Genomic DNA, 23,277 nt, shown 5'->3' on the forward strand with positions numbered 1-23,277 from the left:
ATGCGGTATCCTTCTTTCTAGCGATGACTATTCCTATGGCGCTTGCTGAAAACGAATCTTATGCGCAAGCAGCTCTGCACGCTGATAAGCTTCTGCGATCCCATAAACAGCAATGTCCGCCTTGCTTACTTCTTTATAAGATAATGAAGTCTCCACCTCATGTTTGAAAGGGAATGGATGCAATTGGATGGTCGTTTCATCCTTCCAATCCGCTATCAATGAGGTTTGTCCCGTACGATCGAACCAATAGGGAAACCCATTAGCAAACCATTCATATTGATTTCGAGGTGTTCCCGGCTGCTCCATACATACAAACAGCGACAGCTCATCACAAAGCAGCAGCGTTTTCGCATGAAGCTGAAGCAGGCTAACGTCCAGCTGAAGTCGCTCGATGATCGCGCTTTGTCTTGCAAATTCACGTTCTACAAACGTAATCGTATCATCATTTCTGAACCTTTCAGCAAGCGTCGTATACAAAATACTGCCGAGCAAAGCGGCGTATTCGCTCGTTTTCTGAACATGATCCAAGCCTTTGGAATAGAAGAAAAAGCGGATGTTGCCTGGAAAATCGCGGAACGAAAACGGCATATTTGCTGCATCATTCCAAAGCGGGATACGGTCCAAATCAATCCAGTTGCTATCATGCTCATATGCAGCGTAAGCTAATTCATCTTTTCGTTCCTCACTATGAAATAACTGGCTCTGCCAGGCAGAAACAAGATCTCCGGATATTCTCGCATGATCATGTTGTGCGATCAATATGAATGCGTCTTCCTTCTCATATAAAATCATCGTTTCCATCCCTTTCTTCGTCACACAGTAGTTAAATAATATTGTATTTCTATATCAGCTAATCACGATTGTTCAGCGCGTAAACTTGCTCAATTTCCTTATGCCGTGAAATAACAACATCCATTAAGCATCTATAAATCGAAGCTGCTGTCTCTGGATTTAAATCATGGCTGCTCGCAAGTTTCTTTATTTTATCAAATTGTTGGGCTTCCCGGCTCAGGTCTTGTGCAGCGAGATGGTTTGCTGCTTTGTACATACCCACTTCTTCCGTTAATTGAAACCGCCTTGCAAGCAAGGAAATGATGTCGTGATCGATTTGATCGATCGCTTGTCTTAATTCATCTAGTCTAGATACTTCCATGCGTCTCTCCCTTAAATATTTTTCCTATAATTGTACCATCTCCATCACTTAGCGGCTATGTGCATTCGCATTTATCGGATGTAAATTCCAGAACAATAAAAAGAAGAGCCGCCTTATTTCTAAGAAGGAGCTCTCCTGTGAACATTTCTATCGTTCTATTTCGCAAAGACATTACGAATGAAACTGTGGCAGTAAATCATCATGGCTTTCGAGCATCTGCTCCAAAGCTTGATAAGCAGCCTCTTTATTTTCAATAGCCGGATCAGCGTCTATCGCTTTTTTCGCAATAGATACATTGCCCGTCACTGCTGCTTCAACGACAAGCTCATGAACATCCGAAATAACACGGCACAATTGAAACAGCGGCTCTGGGAAATCTGGAACCTCTACCGGATGAATCATCCCGCCTGATACGGTTACTGGTAATTCTACGATTCGATCCGAAGGAAAACCCGGTATTGCGCCATCATTCTTAACGTTCAAAATATCAATCTGAAGGTCGCTGCCTGTATATAACGCGTGAGCAAGCGCTACTGGATGCTCCCAGCTGCCATGGTCAAATAAACGATCATAATGCATTTTGCCTGCACCAATCTGCTTCAGCTCTTCCAAGCGTCTGCTGCGTTCTTCGAACGATCCATGATATGGAGGTGCTGTCGTGTAATGAATGTCCTCTTGATAAGGAAGATATTCCGCATGATGATCAACATGTCCAGCCGCGACTGCCCCATACTCGCGCAGCCATCGCTTAGAAATACGAAGCTCGCGCTGCGTCTCTTCATCTTGATCAGACCAGTTCTCCTCTTCAATAAATTGGATAAGCTTAGGCAGAAGGTCCTCACCCGTGCGGCTATCTTTTATTTCCATCACCCATGCAAAGTGATTAAGTCCAGCAGTTACGATAGATACCTCAGAGGCCGATTTGCCGAGCAGCTTTGGCAAGAATGTGTAGCCCTCAGCACCCCGATACGCAATATTGCAAAATCCAGCTATGCGAATCGATGAATAACGTGCTGCTGCCGTTACGACACGAGGCATTGGATTCGTTACATCCAGAATCCACGCCTGCGGGCACAACTCATCCATATCACGGCAAATATCCATAATCAGCGTAATGGACCGGAAAGCATTCATCAAGCCCCCCATGCCTCCACATTCCCTTGCTTGATCGGCCATCCCTAATGCATGTAATATATCAAAATCGATTTGCCAACGGCGTGCACCTTGAACCGAGGCGGATACGATGACAAAGTCCGCACCTATTAGCGCTTCTCGTCTGTTTACCGTTGCAGTCGCAAGCATGTCTACCTCTAACTGCCTTGCTATTTCTCTTGCAGCTGCTGCCATCCCTTCAGCCGCATCCAGATTTGGATCAACAAGGACAAGCTCACAGCCTGCAAGCCTCTCCTTTACGATGATATCTTCGAGTACCGTTGGCGCAAATACGAAGCTTCCTCCGCCAATCAATACGATTTTCACGATAGTCTCATTCCTCTCGGTTGTCTTTGGATTGCTATTGTTGAGCGGTAAGAGAGATAATAAAGGTATGAATAATTCCGTTTACAAAGGAGCTATGATGAGCAATCTTAATCCTGCCCTCAACCAATCATTTCCTAATTATAAAGAACAGCTTATCCTATACGGCATGCGCACGTTCGAAGCCGGCCAAGGCCCTGTATGCGATTTACATCTCCATCATCGGATGCTGGAGATCAATATTGTCCTAACAGGCGATCAAATCGCTCGTATTGGAAACGAGAGCTTCACGCAGCATGAAGGTGATATTATTCTCATTCCTCCCATGAAGCTCCATGACTTTATTGTTCCCGAGCAGCAGACGATGCACGGTTTTGTCCTTCATTTGCAAAATGTGGACAGCAAGCTGCTCTACGCCTTTCGAGCTTGCGGAGAGTATTTATTTGCGAGAGACCATCCGCTCAATGAACGTTTGAATCCGCTGCTAAAAGCACTTATTTCCTGCTTGCAGCAGAATCCTTCTGCTCACCGCGTCTTTATGCTTTGTAATGAAATGCTGGTGCATTTGGAGGAGTTTGTGCAGAGCGAAGCCTTACTCTCCATCAATGAACCAAATGAGCAGCCGCTTGCTGATCGGATCGCGAGGGAAATTGAGGCGCTCATCAGCACCTTCAATGAGCTCGGTACAGATTCCTCAACGAGCAACTGGCTTGAAACCATTGCAGCTAAGACAGGCATTAGCCGCAGACATGCCGGCCGTTTGTTTCAACAAGCGTACGGCATGTCGCCTCGTCAATATTTATCGATCATTAGACAGCAGGAGGCGATGCATATGCTTGTCATGCGAAACATACCGCTTGAAGAGATCGCATTCCGAATCGGATTCGAGAATGTGCAAAGCTTTATTAGGCAGTTCGCCAAATGGTCAGGATTAACGCCTGGCGCCTATCGGAGACAGCATAAATCAACGATAAGCTATTTAACGCCGCTTGAGGTGGAGCCTCATGCTGGTCATTTATCCAGCTCCGTTCCCTCTGCTACCTCAGAGTAACTTGAGGACGCTCATTCAATTGTACGCCGCGTTCAGCATACCAATTGAAATGCCGCTCCTCTCCGGCTATCTGCCAACGGGACGGACAGCGATCATCAAGCCAGTCCAGCGGTTCAGCCGGCGGCAGCGGTTTAGACGCTCGTTCGAACGCTTTGCGAATCGCTGCTTCCTGTTCCGCGCCAACCGCTTTTGGGTCTGCGGAAATGAACAGCGGTGTTCCGCTTTCGGACAATAGCTCCAGCCACTGCTTGTTCAAATGCCAAGGGACATCGTCGGTCAAGCCAACACAATCCGCATCAGCCGCAAAGAAAGTGTCATGCTGCGGCATGCGGAAAGCAAGCGTGTTGACACCCATTTTACGTGTACGCTCCCATTCCTTACCGCTCGTATCGTCACCTGTCCTCTGAATTTCAACCAAGCCCGCTGCTAAGTGCCCTACTGTATTACAGCCAATAATTAAACTGTCCGCTGAAGCTTCTGCAATCTTCTTATACAAAGCGACAATAATTTCCGCCGTCGTCTTCGTGCGATCAGCAAAAGCTAAACCATGATTACTCATTGATGCGCCCATTTCAAAGCCCCATTTGGCAAAAATATCGAAAGTGGAAAAATCATGCTTAATCAGTTCATAACCCCAATCATGCAGCTTGCGAATTTCATTGCCTACATAGTCAAGCACATCAGGTACGCTTGGGTCCAAATAGATGCTGCCCACATTGTGGCCACCATATCTTCTCCAATGATTTGGCACACTGTTTGCGACTAATAGCGGTCTGCACCATATGCCAGGACGAACCCCGATTCCTTTCATATCGCTGGCCAGCTTCTGCATATCAGAAAACTGATAATTGGGTTCCCAAGGCCCACCATTGCAGCTGCCCCCGCCGCTGCAGAGCTGCCAACCGTCATCAATGACCATAAACGGACGGTTATCGACCGAAGAAGACCAATCTGACACACGCTCTGAATCTGCGATTATCTCAGCTGTCGAGCTATTCCCATAGGCATAATACCAGTTGTTTCCCCCATACACAGGCTGTGAAGGCAGAATCGGCTGCTTGCACATCATTCTGCAAAAAGCCGTTGCCGCACCGAATGCCGATTCGCCTTCCGCACCTTCTCTCGTTACAATGACCGCAGCCTCGAGCGTTCGATCACCAAGCAGCACTCCCGCTTCACCACAGCGAACATCAAGTGTCAGGCTAATTCCGCCTGCATCCGCTTGCCAATAACAAAAGGAGCTTGTACCGGTCTCTACGCCATAACCATGCGTACGTCCCCCTTTTGACAACAGGAAATACCAAGGCATTTCACGCTCAGCAACTAAACCCCGCCATTCCAAATCACCGTAACCTCGTTCCCATTGGTCACCCAGAACACGAATGCCCCCGCTGTCCAGTTCTCGCTGCCATCTCAGATGAAGCCGCCTAACTGGCGTCTGACCTGCACTTAATCGAACGGCCATACAATTAGCCCTCGTTTCAAATGAAATGACGGTTTCGCCTGCATACCATTCTCGTGAACGGAATGACGCGCGAACCCATCCCTGTTCCCACTCCATTTCAACATTGTCCGGATTGGTTAATAGATCTAAAAACTCCATCGTGAGCGCCTCCCGTATTTGAACATCGTTCTATAAAACCGAGTATAGTATTCGCTGCCAGCAATTTGAATAACGAAATGAGTCGTACCACGAATAAATAATGAACCAAATGGGACATCCAATAACATTAAAAAAGACTGCCGCCGCCACTTCATGGCATTGAACAGTCTTCATATTCACTATTAATCTGACTTAGCAATCTTTTATTTGCTCAGTTCTCTGCGTACAACTGGCGCAACCTTCGTCGCCAGCAGCTCAATGGAAGCCGCTACCTTTGAGAACGGAATGCCGCCGATATCAAACTGAGCCATGAAGCGCTGATGACCAAAGAGCTCATGCTGCGCCAAAATTTTCTCAACAAGCATTTCCGGGCTGCCTACAGCCAGCGCATTGATTGGACTTGCCAATTGTTCGAATTGCTCGCGTGCCATCGACTCGCCCCTCTGCTTGCCTCCCATAAACTGGCTTACATAATGAGCATAATAAGGATAATATTCATCCTTTGCTTGCTCAGTCGAGTTGGCAATATAACCATGGCTTGTGATCGCTACTTTTAGAGCTTCTTGTTTATAGCCTGCGCGAACACCAGCAGCACGATATACGTCTACAAGCGGTTTAAATCGAGCTGGATCTCCGCCAAGGATGGCAAGGGCCATTCCTAGACCATGACTTCCTGCGAGCTCCGCGCTCTGAGGCGTACCGCCGACACCGACCCATACGGGCAGCTGCGCCTGCTCTGGACGAGGTGCAATCTCAGCATTCAGCAGCGGCGTTCTATATTTTCCATTCCAAGTGATATGCTCGGTTTCATTTAATGCAAGCAGCAGATTAAGCTTCTCCTGAAAGAGCTCCTTATAGCTCTCAAGCTCATACCCAAACAATGGAAATGACTCTATATACGCTCCTCGTCCCGCAATAATTTCCGCGCGTCCATCCGAGAGCAAATCAAGTGTAGCGAAATCCTCAAATACTCGAACTGGATCTGATGTTCCAAGCACCGTCGTTGCGCTCGTTAACCGAATCCGCTTCGTCGCTTGCGCGATTGCAGCAAGCAGAACAGGTGGAGATGTAACAGCGAAGTCCAAGCGATGATGCTCACCCACTCCAAATACATCAATGCCCGCCTCATCTGCAAGCTTGGCAGCTGCGACGATTTCCTTCAAACGCTCTCTCGCATTTGGCGATACTTTACTGATAGGATCAGTACTTATATCACCTAATGTGTAAATGCCAAATTCGAACACATCTGCTCGTTCCTTCGAAGGCTGAGCAACTTGTTGTATTTTCTCGTTGATTTCAAACACCGCTTTCCTATATTTATATCCAAGGCAAGAGTACATATTTTGTTCGCCGACCTAGTTACTTTACGTAAGTAATGATACATAAGTTATTAAGTTGCGTCAAGATCAAGAGCATGAAGCACGCCTAAATCGCTTACAAAGTACAAAAGAACCTTCAAAATCACAGTAAAAGTGATCGGAAGGTTCCTACTATTTAGGCTGATATGATGAGAAAGCCCCATGGTGCGAGCTCCAGCTGTTGTCCACTTATAACTTTAATGCCATTCAGCAGCTCCGTACCGTCCTGATACTTATAGTCAAATGTAACGGCGTCATTTGAGTAGTTGAAATAATATCGTATATGCTTTCCGCTAGTATTCAAGCCCGATTTTACGATGATTGGAAAAACAAGCTCTTGCTCTGCGCCCCAAAGACCTGCATTCTGCAAAGCCCCGCATAGCAAACGTTTTACAACAGCAGGGCTAGGCAAGCATCCTATATAGGTAGCCGTTCCTTTTCCATAGTTATTTCTTGTAATTGCCGCATATTCACCCCACTGCGCATGATCATAATAAGCCAGCACTTCAGCGGTTGTTGGCGTGATAAGCTCCATCCACGCTTCAACCTCTTTCGCCTCGTTACTCTGATCGATCAGTGCCCCTTTTAACCCGACATGATTTGGCGTTACGAACATGCTATAGGATATGCCGCAAGCTGCTTGTATGATACCGGGCTGCTGTGAAGTACGTACCTTAACGACTTCGTCGGCGAATCCGCTTTTGAACGTATAAACCACATGTCCCCCGCTTCGTACGAATTCATTTAATCGCTCCAAAGTCTCTGAAGGGGCAGCGTAAAGCGCTGGTACGACAATCATATTGTATTTATCCAAATGGGTGCAGGTCGGCTGAATAAAATCGACCTCGACGTTAAGCTTGTACAATTCGTCATAGAGAGCGCGAACAACATCATTGTAGGTTTTTCCATCTGGAAGCTTAAACCATTCCATTGCAGATAAAGCCTCGTTGCTGACCATTACAGCCACTTGATTGTTTTTGCGGAGGCTGGCAAGCTCCTCGCTCAGCCTAGCAAAATCCGCACCGATCGTTTTAGCTTCGTTATAAACAGGATTAGGCTGAAAATCATGGCTGAGCAGCCCCTTCCAATACGTTTCGAACGAATTGTGAATCGAATGCCAGTGCCAATACGCAACCATGTTCGCACCGGAAGCAAGGTGGCTAAACGCCTGCAAGCGCAATTGCCCGGGATACGGCGTCCAATGCGGGAAGGCTTGTGCCTGCGTTTCGAGCACTAAGTAATTATCGTTTTTGAGCGATCTTGCCATGTCGCCGCCAAACGAGATTTCGATGCCGGTTAAATCATCCTGCGAAGGATGATAAATATCGACACCAGCAATGTCAAAAGGCACCGAAGCAGCAAAGTGATCAACGGAAGGCTGAACGCCAAATGAGTAGCCTCTCCATTCAAAATCAAAGTTTTGAGTTACAAATTGTCCCGGCTGCTTATATTCGTTCACGATAGAGACCTGCCATGCCAAAAAATCATTTACCAGCTTCCGCTGGAACTTCGCGAACTCCGCGCCTAAGCTGCCATTGATTGTGCCGACAACGGAAGGGAACTCCTCCCAGCTGTTGATGCGATTGCTCCAATAATCAAGCCCAAACAGCTGATTAACGACGTCTAGCGTTTCATAAGTATCCCTCATATATTTGACAAACTGCAGTTGAACATTTGGCCCCGCCGTGTCATAATGTTTCGTTTCATTATCCGTCTGATAGCCAATCACGGCTGGATGTTTGCTTACCCGGCTAATGAGCTTGCGGATGATTCGCTCTGAATAGAAAAGATAAGCAGCATTTGTAATATCCATAATTTGGCGAGCGCCGTATTTTCCCGGTCCGCGAGGTGTTACAGCAAGTACATCCGGGTGCTCTTTGACCATCCAAGCAGGCACAGCATAGGTTGGTGTGCCAACAATGACGGCAATACCGGCTTTGTGCATCGCATCCAGCACTCTGTCTACGGATGAGAAGTCGAATACGCCGTTTTGCGGCTCATGTGTGCTCCATGTCGATTCCGCGATTCGAACCACGTTAATGCCTGCTTCCTTCATCATCCGAATATCCTCATCTAATCGCTCATAAGGCATATATTCGTCATAATAAGCGACGCCATATAACAGTTTATTCATCCTTTAACAGCCCCCTCGGCAATCCCATGCATAATAAACTTTTGGAAGAAGGAGTAAATAATAATGACTGGAATCGCAGTCAGTACGAGCGCCGCCAAAATAAGCGACCATTCCTTGTTATACTCACCGAACAGCGTGTTTGTCGATAAGATAAGCGTGTAATTGCTTACGTCTGTCAGCATGAGCAGCGGCAGCAGGAAATCATTCCAGATCCAGAGGAAATCTAAAATCGCTATCGTCACTGTAATCGGCACAAGCAGCGGGAAAATAATTTTAAAGAACGTTTGATATTCATTGCAGCCATCAATTTGCGCCGCCTCCTCCAGCTCCTTAGGTATAGACTTCACGAAGCCATGATACAGAAAGATCGCCATATTGACGCCAAGTCCAATATATATGATTGCAAGCCCATACGTACTGCCTTGAACAGACAAGGCTTTGGCCATTCTAGTCAATGGAATCATAATCGAATGAAACGGCACAAGCATGGAAGCGATAAACAGGAAAAAAATCAAATTGCTTATCTTTCCGCTCGTACGTGACAGCTTATAGCCAGCAAGCGATGCGCAAAAGATGATTCCGCCGATGCCGAGCACCGAAATAATGATCGAGTTGAGTGTGCTGCCCAGCAGATTGATTTGATGAAAAGCATTTACATAATTATCGAATTGAATCTTCGATGGCAGCGAGACGAACGACTTGAACATCTCACCTTGTGTCTTAAACGAGTTAATAACCGCCAAGTAAATCGGAAAAAAAGAGATCGCAGCCCCGATCGACAGGAAAATGGTAATAAGGAGGGAGGTTGATTTCTTCTGTCTCATGCTTCCACCTCTCTTTTCTTCATGACACGAATTTGGATAAATGTGAAGATGAGAATAATCACGAATAGAATGACCGATTTTGCGCTGGCATAACCATATCGGAAGTTGTTTGAGAAGGCTTCCTCGTAAATGTTCATCGTAATAACCTGTGTGCTTCGTCCTGGTCCTCCGCCTGTTAAGCCATATACAACCTCGAACACTTTAAACGCGCCGTTTAGCGTAAGGAAGAAACAGATTGTAATCGCATGTGAAATCATCGGCAAGGTCACATTGCGAAACGTTTGGAAAGCGGTAGCGCCATCGATAACAGCTGCTTCCTTCAAGCTTTGAGGCACACCCTGCAGCCCTGCCAAATAAATAATCATCATGTAGCCGACGCCGTTCCAGAGGGAAACGGTCAGAATCGAGAAGAAACTTACTTTTGGATCACCGATCCAAGCTTGGTCCAGAAACGTAAGCGCTGTCTTTTCTGCCAGCTGAGGAAGAACCTGCGCGAATACAAATGTCCACATAAATGCGCTGATAATCGTGCTTATCATGTTGGGCATGAAGAAAATGGTACGAAAGAAACCTTTGCTTTTGCGGCGTGATTCAATAAATACAGCCAGCAGCAGCGCAAATACATTTTGCAGCACAACCATGAACAGCACATACTTCAAGGTGAACAATAACGAACCGACAAAATCGGGATCGTCTCTTAGCGCTTCAATAAAGTTGCCCATTCCAATAAAGTCATAGTCACGATTCAAGCCATTCCAATCCGTGAAGCTGTAAAACATTCCGCCGAGCGTTGGAATCAGCAGGAAGATCGCGTACAAAATAAAAGCGGGCGCGACAAACGTAAATAACGAGATGTATTTTTTGTAGCTCTTGATCGGCACAGTATCCGCCCCTCTCCTATGTGTCTTTACTGCGCAAAGATGTCTTCGGCGTCCTTTAGACGCTGAGCAGCTTTGACGGTGAAATATAAGATAAGTATGAGAAAATGATATACTTTCTTATATTTTAAAATCGGGATGAAGCGAAGCAGAATCTCCTTGTCTCCCCTTCATCCCGAGCATGTGTGGTTTATTTATTTACCTTGTTGTACGATTTCCAAGCTTTATCGAGTGCTTTGAGTACATCATCTTGCGATAATTGACCGGCATAATATGCTTGCAGCCCTTTGCCCACTTCATCCTTCACGGATTGAGGAATAGCTGGGTCTTGATAAGACTTGCCTTCTTTCACATAAGCTGTTGCATCATTTACCCATGGATAGCTCTCATACGTATGCACAGTGGAGATTGGGTTGAATTTAAGCGCTTGGAAGAAAGCATTTGAAGCAGTATCATCCAGAATGTAGTTGATGAAATCCAGCGCGACTTCCTTGTTTTTTGTGCTCTTAGAGACAGCTAGGGAAGTCGAAGCGCTAAGGTTAATAAGTGTCGCATCTGGATTGTCATTGATTGGAAGCGGTGCTACGCCAAAATCAAGATCCGGATTGGATTTAAGAATCGTTTCTGCGTACCACGGACCTTGCAGCCACATTGCGCCTTTGCCTGCCGCAAACGCTGCTGCGCCATCATCGCCGCCCACTTCTGTCGCTTTTTCCGTTCCGTTCGCATTAATAAGATCAAAGATGTCGAACATTGCTTTTAGCTCTGTAAAGGAGCCTTCATCCTTATTCATCCGTTCGATGAAATCAGCGTCCTCCGTATTGATAAGTGCGCCTGCTGCGAGCGGCAGCACTAGCTGTGGAATCCAAGCTTCCTTATATGAAAGCACAAAAGGCGTTACCTTATTCGCTTTCAGCTTCTCGACAACCGCTTTCATTTCTGTCAACGTTTTTGGAGGCGTAATGCCAAGATCCGTAAAGATCTTTTTGTTGTACAAGTAGCCCCATGACAATGTTTCCAGAGGAACGGCTACGACTTTACCATCTGTCGTTGTAACCGATGGTTTAACGCTGTCCAGCAGCTTGCCGACAAAAGGCTGATCGGATAAATCTTCTAAGTAACCTGCTTTGTAGTAAGAAGGAATTTCGTTAATGGCATGAAGCGCGAAAATATCAGGTGCATCATTGGAGGCAAGGCGAGTCTTCAAAATTTGCGCCGCATTATCGGCAGTCGGCATTTCGAGCTGTACCGACACGTCGATGTTTTTCTCTGCTTTTTCTTTCGCTACGAAGTCAGCAATATATTTATCGTAATGCTCTTTAAAACGAGGCTGAGCAATGAACATTTTCAGCTTTACGCTCTTAGCTTCACCGCCGCCGCTTGCTGCCCCATCTGTGCTGCCAGCATTATTTGTATTGCTGCCGCAGCCAGCTAACAGTGTTGTCGCGAGCATCGTAACGAGTAAGCCTTTAACTATTTTTTTCATCTCATTTGACCTCCCAGAAGCTTGTTTTGTTTACGCTTTCATTGTATCTAAAAAATGAAAGCGTTTAATTGGACAGAATTAGACTCTTTCGTTGGACATTTTTAAACCTCGCTGCTCTTCCTCATCTCACCTGGCGCGATGCCAAAATGCTTCTTGAACACTCGATAAAAATAGGTGATGTCTTCATAGCCCGCCATTTCCGCAATCGCTTTAATGGGAATGCTCTCATCCATCAGCCACTCTTTCGCTTTCACCATGCGCAGGTGCAGCATATAGTCCGTGACATTGCGTCCATATTCCTGCTTGAACACTTTGCTCAAATATTCCTTGCTCACAAAAAAAGCTCTAGCGAGCTGCTCCAGCGTAACCGGCTCCGTATAATGTTTCTCCATATACAGCCTGACTTCATCCAGATTCAATTTGTTTTTGAACTTCCGCTGATGAATAAGCTGCTCCAGTGTAGTCACATAATGATGGGTAAGAAAAGCAGCTGTATTCTCACTTGACTGGGTGATTTCATGCCCATACGGCGCATGCAGCGAGTCGCTGTCTTGTGAATTAGCATTCATTAATTCCTTAAGCAGCAGAAGCAGCTCTTGTACGACCTGCTCCAGCATGACCGCTTTCGTAATTCCGCTCTGCTCAAGCTCCTTCATCATTTGAGCAAGCGTTGTCTTAACGCCATCTTTATTCAGCTCATTGAAACGCAACTTTAAAAGCTTCTTATACGATGCCAATGTATATGAAATATCAAGATCCAGTGATATTGTTCCACGCTCCATTTGAACAGCTTCAAGCCCGCTTTTGCAATTTTGCAGCGCCGTATTTAGCTCTTTCGGATCAACTGGCTTAAGCAGATAATCCATCGCCTTGAAGCGAAGCGCATGTTTGGCATATTGAAAATCATCATACCCGCTGACGACAATCGTCTTGATTGCTGGAAATTGATCATTAAGCTGCTGCAGCAGTGCAGCGCCATCTGTTCCGGGCATCCGCATATCAGTAATGACAATATGAGGCTGCAAAACCTCCATCATTCGAAGCGCTTCGGTACCGTCCTCTGCTTCTCCTACAATTTCCATGCCGAGGCTTTCCCACTCTCCGAACGCTTTGATGATGTCTCTTGCCCAGCTCTCATCATCCACAATGAATACTTTAAGCATGCTGATCTCCCCCTGCTATTGGAATAGAGACGGTGACCGTCGTTCCCGCTCCTAACTCGCTTTCAATCGTAATCCCATAGTCTGGGCCAAAATGCATTTGAATGCGGGACGCAACATTTTGAATGCCGATGCGATTGCCGTGCGTCCAAACCTGTCCGCTATGTTGGTGAAGCCGCTTTTGCAGGTCGGCAAGCTTATCCTCGCGTATACCGACGCCATTGTCACGGATTCGTATTCGAACTTTATCATGCTCCCGCACTACGCTCACGCTAAGCTCCCAATGACCTGATTTATTTTCTAGTCCATGGAAAAAAGCATTTTCAACAATTGGCTGGAGCGTCAGCTTCGGAATCGGAGAAAGCATCAAGGACTCGTCCATTTCCGTGTGATAGGTAAGCTTGGAGTAAAAACGCTGCTTCTGGATAAGCATATAATTGTTTAAATGATCGATTTCTGCTTTTAATGAGGCGAGATCGTTGGGATCGCGAATGACATATCGAAACATATCGCTAAGCGATCGAATGATTTCATAGCTCTCCGCAGGTTTTTTCGTAAAGAGCATGCTGCCGATCATTTGAAGTGTATTTTGCAAAAAATGCGGATTGATTTGCGCTTGGAGCGCTTTAAGCTCCGCGGTTTTTTTCTCCAGATTGATACTGTATTCCGTTTTAATATGCTCTCTAATGCGGTAGGACATGTTGTAAAGCTTCGTTTCAAGCAAGCCGATCTCATCTACGCGGTTGCTTTGAGGCAGCTCCGTTTCCTTAATGATGCCAAGGCCCTGCATCGATCTTGCGAGCGTAACAATTGGCGTGGCCGTCCGCCATGCTAACAAAATAGCAATCAAAATGGACAGCACAATAGAAATTGCGCCTACGATAAGGCCAAATCGCATCGTCGATTGCGCGCTCTTATTAATAAAGCTGGTCGGAATAATTGTAATCAGCTTCAAGCCGACGGGATCAATCGTGTTATAAAACACGTACTCCTTCGACATGCGGAAATAACCTTGATCCTCTGTTGTTTCCTTGATCCGCAGCATAATGTTATCCGACGGGCGCTCTCCGAAACGTTGATAAAGCACATTTCCGTCTTCGCTCGCGATCAGAACCTGATGATCCTTGCCTCGGCCTATCAAATCGAGCGTCTGATCAAGCATCGACCAGCGAATTTTAAGCGAGATGCCGCCTAGCTTCTCCCGATTCTCAAAACGGTTAATGCTCCGAATCAATTGAAAGTGACCTTCATCCAAAGTATTGGATTGAATAAGAAAATCTTTATTTTCCTCAAATAGCTGCTTATATGGAGAAGGGATTGCAGGCGACGTTTCCAAATCATACTGATTCCCGCTTATGGTAAACAGTTTCCGCGGCTCTTTCAAAAACAGCTCAACGCCGATGACATGATTTCCTGCGGAATAAAACAAATTGCTCAGCGTATCCATAATATTTTTTTGAGCGGCGAATTGGTTAATGAGCAGTGAACCCTCTGTGCTTGCCAAATAATCACTAAGATGAGGGCTGATGAGTACGGAATAAACGAGATTGTTCAATTGCGAGAACTGCTCGCCCAAGTAGACGCCAGTCCACTTCATATTGGATAAATTCGTTCCGATAACTTCCGCTTCCATCGACTTTCGGTTGTTTTCGGCGGCTAAGGCAGTAACCGCTATAATCGGAATAACGGATAAAAAAATCATCGTAAAAATCAATTTATTCCGAATACTGCGACGGAAGGGTTCTGTCAGTAAACGGATTAGCTTGGCCAACATTTGCTCTCTCGCCTCCCGCTTCTCTTCTAGCTATTGTGTGCAAAAAACTAACGCCCCATCGATTGCTGGCGTTAGTTTATATGCTTTCATCATCCACATGGAATGACAATTGTATGAAAGGATTCCGGTTCCAGCTCAAACAGCTGGAGTTTGGAGCCGATGGACAAACGCAGCTCCCTTTTTTCCTTGAATGGATTCGTTAAGACGATGATGCGTGTGCCGTCCGGCTTCTCGAAAGCAATCGCATTGCCTGACCATGGACCTTTCAGCCCTATTCTTCGATCATCAGGCGAAGTGAAATGGGCAAAATGCTTCATCACATAATACTCCGGATTACGGATGGCAAGCTGCTTTTCCTTGTCTACGGTCAGCATCGCATTTTGCTCCCAGCCCCATGTGCTGCGGCCTTTTGGTTCCAGCACCATGTTCCAGTAAATATACGCGTTCACGCCATTCGTAAAATAATGATGATAGAGATTAAACACATATCTTGCATAGAACCAACTGTTTTCACCGTCACCGCATTCATTTTCCGTTTGCATATAACGAAGCTCAGGATAGCTTTGAACGGTACGCTGCAAAGCATGCTTGCCCGCCCATTGATAGCCAACGCCCTTCACATATTTATAAGCTTCAGGGTCGCTTAGCACCGTATTGGCATACGCATCAAAATCAGTTGCCTTCTTCTTCAGCCATTCATCCCATGCTTCCGGCGCATTAATTGTGCCCAGCCATATTTCTGTATCGAGTCCGTGGCTCTCAAAGGCAGGTCCCAAATAATCACGTATAAATTCACGAAGCTGCTCGCCCGTCCATACGCAGGAAGGAAACTTCTGATCCGCAACCACCTCATTTTGAACATGAACCTGGTGAATCGTAATGCCTTCTGCCTTGTATGCCTCTACAAACTTTACAAAATAGAGCGCGTACGCTTCTAAAATTTCTTTCTCCCAGCGTAGCGTGCCGTAATTGTACGCCTTCGGAAATTTCATCCAGGTCGGAGGGCTCCACGGAGAGGCGAACAGTTTCAATTCAGGATTAAGTTTTAGCGCTTCCTTAATATAAGGAATCAAATGTTGTTGATCACGGGCAATGGAGAAATGCTCCATACTTAAGTCTCCGTCTGTTTCGTTTAAGCTATACCATTCCAGTGCATAATCGCTAGCGCCAATCGGAAGCCTGCAAATACTGAATTTATGCTCGCCTTCGGGATGAAAGAGCGCATGCATCACTTGACTGCGTTCTTCCTCCGGCAGATGCTGCAGAGCAGCATAACCAAGCTCGTTAAAGCAGCCTCCAAACCCTTCTAACCGCTGAAAGCTCTCACCTGAGAATGTCAGATTATGGTTTCCATTACCGGCTTCCTCTATCGTTTTATTGAACCATCGCTTGGTTTCCGTGCTTGCAAACCATTGTATCTGTTTCTCTCTCATCACCGCAAACCTCACTTTTTGAAAGCGTTTTTATCATTATATCTTGTAAATGAAAGCGTTTAATTGGACGGAATTAGACTTTATTATTGGACGATATTAAACCAACGCTGTAAAGTTCAAAAACATAATTTTAAAAAGACAAACAAAATTGTGATTAAAGGCTCATAAGCTAATCTATCCACTCATATTTCCAAGAAAGTTAGTTTTTGATGGGGGGTGAATACGATACCTCTGGTCGTCCGATCAACATTAAACGCAACCGGCGCCATTACATTTACGGGGAATACGCTAGGTCTCAGCCGCTCAGAAGTAGCTGGAACCCCTGGTACTTCCGATAGTATAGGCGCTTTCAGTACTACGAATACAGCAGCTCGGTACGGCACGTACCCGCTTGGAACGACGAGCAACTATTTGGAGAATAGTTCTGCCGCCGTTCTCGTTCTCCCCACTGGAAGCACTGTTCTTTATGCAGAGCTTATTTGGGGCGGCACCTATGTCAACGGAACCGTTAATCTAACCGCAGCCATTAACAATCCCGTTACGTTTATTACACCGCTCGGAACCTCAAGCATCACTCCTGATGCAGCAACTAGCAATACGTTCGATTTGGGGGGAGGCGCACTTGGCTATACTCGTTCAGCCAATGTCACCTCGCTTGTGCTGGCGGCCGGTGCGGGTACCTATATAACAGGCGGCGTAGTCGGAACGATTGTTATTCCCGGCGATTCAACTGCTAACCATGCTGGCTGGACCCTCGCCGTCATTTATCAGAATCCTTCACTTCCGTTTCGCAACATGTCGCTGCGGGTTGGCGCTATTTTGGTTCAAAGCACTTCGGCAGCGGTCAACACGACAATTACCGGATTTGCCACGCCGATCTCAGGAGCCTTAGGTGGCAGGGCGTTGTTTAGCGCTCAGGAAGGAGATGCAAACCGAACAGGTGATCAAGCGTTGTTCGGCCCGACGGCAGCTAGCTTAGTCGCTCTATCTGGCACGAACAATTTCGCTAACAATTTTTTCGCCTCACAAATTAACAATGATTCCGGTGCATTAAACACAACTGGAACTTTCGGGGACCGCAATCAAATAAATGGCACACCCGGCACGAACATCATTGGCGGTCGACAGGGCTGGGATATTACAAATGTTGATATTTCCGCTAGGCTGACGAACAACCAGAGCTCAGCCGTTTTGTCACTTACAACCTCTGGGGATGCTTATGTACTAAACGCGAATGCCATCCAAGTCAATATTAATGCGCCCGTTATCAATGTAACGCTAAGCGAGAATGCAACAGGGCCTACCATCGGCGACATCATCACCTTCACGGTCACGGTCAACAACTCAGGGACAGCAAACGCAGCCAGTATCGTCTTAACCGATACTTTGCCTGCTGGCGTTACGTTCGTACCAGGCAGCGTCGTTGTAGGCGGCGTCTCGAAACCGACATTCGACATAAGAACCGGAGCGCCGCTAGGCTCATTAAACCTGGCAACCTCCATCACCGTTACCTATCATGCTACCGTAACCTCCTTGCCAAGCAACGCTCAGCTTTCAAGCACAGCCAATGCGGCCTTTACGTTTCAAAGCATAGCAGGCGGTCCCAATATTACAGGCGTTATTCCATCAAATACTGTCACTATCCCTGTTTATGCCCCTAATTTATCTATTGTAAAAAGTGCGAACACACAGAACGCAACAGTTGGTAATCTAGTAGTCTACACACTGCTCGTTGCGAATACCGGCAGTTCAGCAGCCATTGTCAACCTGACGGACAATATACCTGCGGGAACATCTTTTATACCGAATAGCTTCCGTGTCAACGGAGTCGTTGTAGCAGGTGCGAATCCATCTGCGGGAGTAGCCATAGGAACGATTGCAGCTGGGGGATCGTCAACGATCACGTTTCAAGTGCAAGTAAATGTTTTGCCATCTCCACCTCAGCTTGTGAATCAGGCATCAGCCACCTATACGTATCAAATACCTGACGGAAGAATCTTTCCCGGCTCATTATCTTCAAATACGGTTACAGTTCCTGTAAGACTTCCAAATGTTGTTGTCACGAAGAGCGCTAGCTTAACCGACATCGCTGTAGGTGAAACATTAACCTATTCCTTAGTCGTCACGAACAGCGGTATCGAATCCGTCACCAATGTCACATTGGGAGACATCATTCCTGTTGGAGCGGAATTCACCTCTGGGAGCGTAATTGTAGCTGGCGTATCCAAACCAACTGCAAATCCCGCGAGCGGCATCAGTTTAGGAACCATTGCGCCAAGCAGCTCTGTCACCGTTACTTTTGCCATTCGCGCAACTTCTATTCCAAGCTCAGGTGCATTAGTTAACCAGGCTTCGGTATCCTACAGCTCTGGCGTTTTCACAGGTCTCTCACTGTCTGGCAGCGTAACAACGCCTGTATATCAACCAATCATCAGCATTACAAAAAACGGTACGCCTACGAACGCTACTGTTGGAGGAACAATAACCTATTCATTCAGCGTAAAAAACAGTGGAAATATTGCTGCCCAAGTGACCTTAACGGATAATATCCCAACCGGCTCAACCTTTGTGCCAAACAGTGTCATCGTTAATGGAACAGCACTTCCCGGCAGCAGTCCCGTTTCAGGCATTTCACTTGGCGCTTTGCCTGCTTCCGGCGTATCCAGCGTTTCATTTCAGATCTTGTTAAGCTCGCTTCCGTCGCCGCCAACTTTGGTCAATCAAGCCTCAAGCTTATATACCTATCAGCTGCCTAGCGGCAGAAGCTTAAGTGGAAGCAGCAGCTCCAATACGATCACGCTCACTGCCCAAGCCCCAAATGTCACAATTACTAAAGCTGTCAACGCCACCGCAGCTGCTGTAGGTGACATTTTGACATTTACGATTGTTGCTGTGAATAACAGTGTCGTACCCGTTACAAATGTCAACATCTCCGACACGTTGACCAGCAGCGCAGCTTTCATTGCAGGAAGCGCAACAATTAACGGGGTCGCAACAACTGCAAACCCGAATGTCGGCATTTCTATCGGTACCATTAATCCATCTGCCAACGTTACTATCGTATTTCAGGCACAGGTAACATCGCTGCCCGATCCTGCTGTCATATCTAATCGTGCGGCCATCAGCTATACATCTGGTTCATTTACAGGATCATCATTATCCGAAAAGGTTCAAATTCCGGTGTACCAGCCCATCATTTCTATTGTTAAGCTTGCAAGCACACAAAATGCAACGATAGGCGACACTTATACTTACACATTAAGAGTCCAAAACAGTGGTAATATTGGCGCAACAGTAAACGTAACGGATAATATCCCAGCCGGCGCTGTTTTCGATACAAACAGCGTGCTCATAAATTCCGTACCCTTTCCCGGATTAAATCCTGTAACTGGGATACCCATCGGGAATGTACTGCCTGGGACCATGACAGAAATCAGCTTTGTCGTAACTGTTGCAACGCTGCCCTCACCTCAATTTCTCGTCAACCAAGCAAGTGCACCCTACAATTACTCACTGCCGGACGGTCGTCAATTAAATGGGGCATCGGCTTCTAATACCGTATCAATACCTGTGTCACTGCCAAACGTAACTTTAGTGAAATCTGCAGCACCCACTTCCGTAGTTGTGGGCGATACCTTTACCTATACCTCCATTGTAACCAACAACGGTATTGCTCCTGTTAACCATGTTGTTGTTAACGATCCTTTAGCCGATAATATTGCCTTTATTAGCAATAGCGTGTTCATTAACGGCACTCCCCGGGCGGATTCAGCTCCATCCACCGGTATCCCAATCGGTACCCTCGCCCCTGGCGGTTCGGCTACCGTAACTTTTGAGGTGAGAGTAACGATGGCAGTCCCAACACAAATAACGAATCAATCAACCGTTAGTTTTACATCAGGTGTATTCTCAGCTTCATCCTCGTCCAATACGACAACAACTCCTGTAACTCAGCCGCAAATTTCTTTGCAATTAAGCGCGAATACAAGCAATGCTACGCTTGGAGACACCGTTACTTATACTGTAGTTGTAAGCAACACTGGGAATCTTGCAGGAATACTCACGTTAACTGACATACTTCCGACTGGAACAACGTTTGCGCCAAACAGCGTCGTCGTCGGCGGAGTTCCGCATCCTGGAGAATCTCCTGTAACCGGCATTAGTGTGGGAAGCGTTTTGCCCGGGGTGCCGATAACTGTTACCTATTCGACAGTAATTACAACACTTCCAAACCCGCAGGTACTTGTGAATCAAGCCATAGGAGCTTATACATTTACACCGCCAGATGGCAGGCTCCTGAATGGCTCCACACAATCAAACGTATTATCTGTTCCCGTTTCTGCACCTAACGTAGCGGTCGTCAAAAGCACAACGACGGTCGATGCCGCGCTTGGAGACATCATTACTTATTCAGTAGCCGTAACAAACAGCGGCATTGAATCGATCAATAATGTTGTACTTACAGATCCTGTGCCGGACGGAGCAACATTCATTGCTGGCAGCTTGACGATAAATGGCAATCCTGCACCTGGAGTACCTGCATCGGGAATTGCCCTTGGATTAATTCCTTCATCCAATACGGTAACAGTGTCGTTCAAGTTGAGCGTTACTTCTATTCCAGTTTCCGGACAAATCGGAAACCAAGCAAATATTACCTTTACATCCGGTGTATTCTCGGGCATGACGATGTCCAATGTCGTTAATACCCCTGTCTATCAGCCCGTAATCTCACTCGTTAAAAGTGCAAATTCTATTAACGCCACGCTTGGGGACACCGTCAGCTACCGAATCGACGTCAGCAATACAGGAAATTTTGCTGGGAATGTGACGTTAACTGACAATATCCCGCTTGGTGCAATCTTCGAGCCCAACAGTGTCCTTGTGGGAGGGCAGCCTCAGCCAGGTACTGACCCTGTAACAGGCATCAATATTGGTGCTGTTGCTCCTAATGCTACCGTGTCCGTCACCTTCTCTGTCATCATTGATTCCCTGCCGAATCCGCAGCAGCTTTCAAATCAAGCTATTGCGAACTTTGCATTTGTTCTGCCAAGCGGCCGCCCGCTTAGCGGCAGCGCAAGCTCCAACACCGTCGTAATTTCTGTATCTGCACCTAATGTCAGTGTTGTCAAGAGCACAACTTCAACAGCCGTAGCAATTGGCGATATCGTCACCTATTCTATTAACATTCTCAATAGCGGCATCGCAGCTGTAAATAATATTATTTTTACAGACCCATTGCCGGTCGGAAGTGCTTTAGTTCCAGGCAGCGTATTGGTAGACGGAGTGCCAAGACCAACGGCCAACCCGGCAACCGGTGTAGCTATAGGGACGATCGCGCAAGGTAATACCGTTGTAGTATCCTTCAACGTATCCGTCATTTCTTTACCCGCTTCTGGACAGCTTAGCAATCGTTCGTCTGTCAGCTTTACATCGGGTGTATTCTCGGGCGTCACTTTCTCGAACACAGTAATCATTCCTGTCTATCAGCCGATACTAACGGGAACCAAAAGTGGAAACACCAGCAATGCGACGGTTGGCGACACCGTTGTTTATACGATTCCAATTCAAAATACCGGAAATTATCCCGGTGACGTTACCTTAACGGATACGATTCCAGCTGGCACAAGCCTTGTCCAGAACAGCGTCATCGTAAATGGCCAGCTCGTGCCAGGTGCAGATCCCGCAGCAGGAATATCGCTTGGCAGTGTCACAACTACGGCAAGTGTCATTTTTTCGGTAGTCATCAATACGCTTCCGCAAAATCAGCAGCTTGTTAACCAAGCGTCCGCTACCTACAGCTTCTTGCTGCCAGATGGCCGCACCTTAGGCGGCTCATTTAGTACAAACGCATTGTCCATTCCTGTATCAGCACCTAATGTTGCCGTTGTGAAGAGCACCACTGATACCGATGCCGTCGTAGGCGACACGATTACCTATCGAATTGCAGTTACGAACAACGGCATTGAGAATATTAATAATGTGCTGGTGGTCGATCCCTTGTCCCCTGGATCATCCTTTCAGGCTGGAAGCGTCTTAATTGATGGTGTTCCTAAACCAGCAGCTAACCCGTCCCTTGGCATCTTAGTCGGGTCAATCGCGCCTAGCGTTACCGTGTTAGTTGATTTCAGCGTACTAGTAACGTCACTTTCAGATTCCGGCACGCTCAGCAATAGAGCTACCGTAAGCTTTACTTCGGGCGCTTTTTCAGGAAATACGTTTTCCAACACGATCGTTACACCGATTTTTCAGCCTATTATTGCACTTGGCAAATCTGCCGATACCGCAAATGCGACTGTCGGAGACACAGTAACTTATTCACTAACCATCACGAATACAGGCAATATTGCCGTGCAGGCTTCCGTATTTGATACGATTCCAACTGGCGCCGCCTTTGTACCAAATAGTGTACTAATCAATGGTGTTCCGCAGCCTGGCGCTAATCCGGCGACTGGTGTTTCCGTTGGCACCGTTTCGCCTGGCGCATCCATTAGCATTCTGATTTCACTGCAGGTAACGGTAGATGCACTTCCTTCACCGCAGCTGCTCGTGAACCAAGCAACAGCTAACTTCTCCTACGTACCGCCGGATGGCCGTGTGCTCACCGGAACTATTTTATCGAATGTATTGTCCATTCCTGTGTCTTCTCCAAATGTGTCTGTCGTGAAGAGCACATCTTCCGTTGATGCTGTTGTAGGCGATACCATTACCTATACTATAACGGTGTCCAACAATGGCATTGAATCCGTCAATAACGTCATACTCATCGACCCTACCCCAGCAGGAACAACGTTTACGACGGGCAGTGTCACTGTAGATGGTTCACCGCGGCCAACAGCTAATCCCAATAACGGCATTACTATTGGCACCATTGCTGCTGGGGGCAGCTCAACCGTTACATTCAATGTGCTGGTTGTTACACTATGAGCCCGCTTCCTGGCGGTAATCCA

At 46.7% G+C, this 23,277-nt stretch carries 14 protein-coding genes; 2 read left to right on the plus strand and 12 right to left on the minus strand.

From position 1 onward, the window contains the following. Positions 1-33: 33 nt before the first annotated feature. From MHH56_RS21605 to MHH56_RS21615, 3 genes are all read right to left on the minus strand, one after another. Positions 34-801 (minus strand): DUF3891 family protein, encoded by a 768-nt coding sequence (locus MHH56_RS21605; RefSeq protein ID WP_339203738.1) that lies wholly within the window; start codon positions 799-801, stop codon positions 34-36. Positions 802-850: 49 nt separating this feature from the next. Continuing rightward, positions 851-1,153, minus strand: a complete 303-nt coding sequence (locus MHH56_RS21610) for a chorismate mutase (protein ID WP_339203739.1) — start codon at positions 1,151-1,153, stop codon at positions 851-853. 171 nt (positions 1,154-1,324) lie between these two features. Further along, entirely contained in the window at positions 1,325-2,632 is a 1,308-nt protein-coding gene (locus tag MHH56_RS21615) for a hypothetical protein (RefSeq protein ID WP_339203740.1), read from the minus strand. A 67-nt stretch (positions 2,633-2,699) separates the two neighbouring features. On the opposite strand from MHH56_RS21615, the gene MHH56_RS21620 reads away from it, so the two are divergent. Beyond that, positions 2,700-3,680 (plus strand): AraC family transcriptional regulator, encoded by a 981-nt coding sequence (locus tag MHH56_RS21620; RefSeq protein WP_339203741.1) that lies wholly within the window; start codon positions 2,700-2,702, stop codon positions 3,678-3,680. Here MHH56_RS21620 and MHH56_RS21625 read toward each other — a convergent pair. From MHH56_RS21625 to MHH56_RS21665, 9 genes are all read right to left on the minus strand, one after another. After that, the gene (locus MHH56_RS21625) at positions 3,667-5,283 is read right to left on the minus strand and encodes a hypothetical protein (RefSeq protein ID WP_339203742.1); all 1,617 of its coding nucleotides are present in this window, start codon (positions 5,281-5,283) and stop codon (positions 3,667-3,669) included. The genes MHH56_RS21620 and MHH56_RS21625 overlap by 14 nt on opposite strands. A 203-nt stretch (positions 5,284-5,486) precedes the next feature. Beyond that, on the minus strand, positions 5,487-6,578 hold the full coding sequence (locus MHH56_RS21630) for an LLM class flavin-dependent oxidoreductase (protein ID WP_339209694.1): 1,092 nt from the start codon (positions 6,576-6,578) through the stop codon (positions 5,487-5,489). 199 nt (positions 6,579-6,777) lie between these two features. After that, positions 6,778-8,775: a beta-galactosidase gene (locus MHH56_RS21635; RefSeq protein WP_339203743.1), complete on the minus strand. Its 1,998-nt coding sequence runs from the start codon at positions 8,773-8,775 to the stop codon at positions 6,778-6,780. Next, positions 8,772-9,599: a carbohydrate ABC transporter permease gene (locus MHH56_RS21640; protein WP_339203745.1), complete on the minus strand. Its 828-nt coding sequence runs from the start codon at positions 9,597-9,599 to the stop codon at positions 8,772-8,774. Before MHH56_RS21640 ends, MHH56_RS21635 begins: the two co-directional genes overlap by 4 nt. Beyond that, complete coding sequence (locus MHH56_RS21645) at positions 9,596-10,480, minus strand: sugar ABC transporter permease (protein WP_339203747.1); 885 nt, start codon at positions 10,478-10,480, stop codon at positions 9,596-9,598. Before MHH56_RS21645 ends, MHH56_RS21640 begins: the two co-directional genes overlap by 4 nt. A 187-nt stretch (positions 10,481-10,667) precedes the next feature. After that, positions 10,668-11,963 (minus strand): extracellular solute-binding protein, encoded by a 1,296-nt coding sequence (locus tag MHH56_RS21650; protein ID WP_339203749.1) that lies wholly within the window; start codon positions 11,961-11,963, stop codon positions 10,668-10,670. Between the two features lie 101 nt (positions 11,964-12,064). Further along, complete coding sequence (locus MHH56_RS21655) at positions 12,065-13,126, minus strand: response regulator (protein ID WP_339203750.1); 1,062 nt, start codon at positions 13,124-13,126, stop codon at positions 12,065-12,067. Continuing rightward, on the minus strand, positions 13,119-14,897 hold the full coding sequence (locus tag MHH56_RS21660) for a sensor histidine kinase (RefSeq protein ID WP_339203751.1): 1,779 nt from the start codon (positions 14,895-14,897) through the stop codon (positions 13,119-13,121). The genes MHH56_RS21655 and MHH56_RS21660 overlap by 8 nt, the downstream gene beginning before the upstream one ends. Before the next feature lie 89 nt (positions 14,898-14,986). Next, positions 14,987-16,330 carry a glycosyl hydrolase gene (locus tag MHH56_RS21665; RefSeq protein WP_339203753.1) on the minus strand — a complete coding sequence of 448 codons (1,344 nt, stop codon included), beginning with the start codon at positions 16,328-16,330 and terminating at the stop codon, positions 14,987-14,989. A 216-nt stretch (positions 16,331-16,546) separates the two neighbouring features. On the opposite strand from MHH56_RS21665, the gene MHH56_RS21670 reads away from it, so the two are divergent. Further along, complete coding sequence (locus MHH56_RS21670; RefSeq protein WP_339203754.1) at positions 16,547-23,254, plus strand: hypothetical protein; 6,708 nt, start codon at positions 16,547-16,549, stop codon at positions 23,252-23,254. Positions 23,255-23,277: the final 23 nt, after the last annotated feature.

The sequence above is a fragment of the Paenibacillus sp. FSL K6-3182 genome, assembly GCF_037976325.1.
In the GTDB taxonomy this organism is placed as follows: Bacteria; Bacillota; Bacilli; order Paenibacillales; family Paenibacillaceae; genus Pristimantibacillus.

Coding starts and splice junctions, on each gene's coding strand:
- MHH56_RS21605 (WP_339203738.1), bottom strand. CDS start 801: ATGGAAACGATGATTTTATATGAGAAGGAAGACGCATTCATATTGATC.
- MHH56_RS21610 (WP_339203739.1), bottom strand. CDS start 1,153: ATGGAAGTATCTAGACTAGATGAATTAAGACAAGCGATCGATCAAATC.
- MHH56_RS21620 (WP_339203741.1), top strand. CDS start 2,700: ATGAATAATTCCGTTTACAAAGGAGCTATGATGAGCAATCTTAATCCT.
- MHH56_RS21625 (WP_339203742.1), bottom strand. CDS start 5,283: ATGGAGTTTTTAGATCTATTAACCAATCCGGACAATGTTGAAATGGAG.
- MHH56_RS21635 (WP_339203743.1), bottom strand. CDS start 8,775: ATGAATAAACTGTTATATGGCGTCGCTTATTATGACGAATATATGCCT.
- MHH56_RS21640 (WP_339203745.1), bottom strand. CDS start 9,599: ATGAGACAGAAGAAATCAACCTCCCTCCTTATTACCATTTTCCTGTCG.
- MHH56_RS21650 (WP_339203749.1), bottom strand. CDS start 11,963: ATGAAAAAAATAGTTAAAGGCTTACTCGTTACGATGCTCGCGACAACA.
- MHH56_RS21655 (WP_339203750.1), bottom strand. CDS start 13,126: ATGCTTAAAGTATTCATTGTGGATGATGAGAGCTGGGCAAGAGACATC.
- MHH56_RS21660 (WP_339203751.1), bottom strand. CDS start 14,897: ATGTTGGCCAAGCTAATCCGTTTACTGACAGAACCCTTCCGTCGCAGT.
- MHH56_RS21665 (WP_339203753.1), bottom strand. CDS start 16,330: ATGAGAGAGAAACAGATACAATGGTTTGCAAGCACGGAAACCAAGCGA.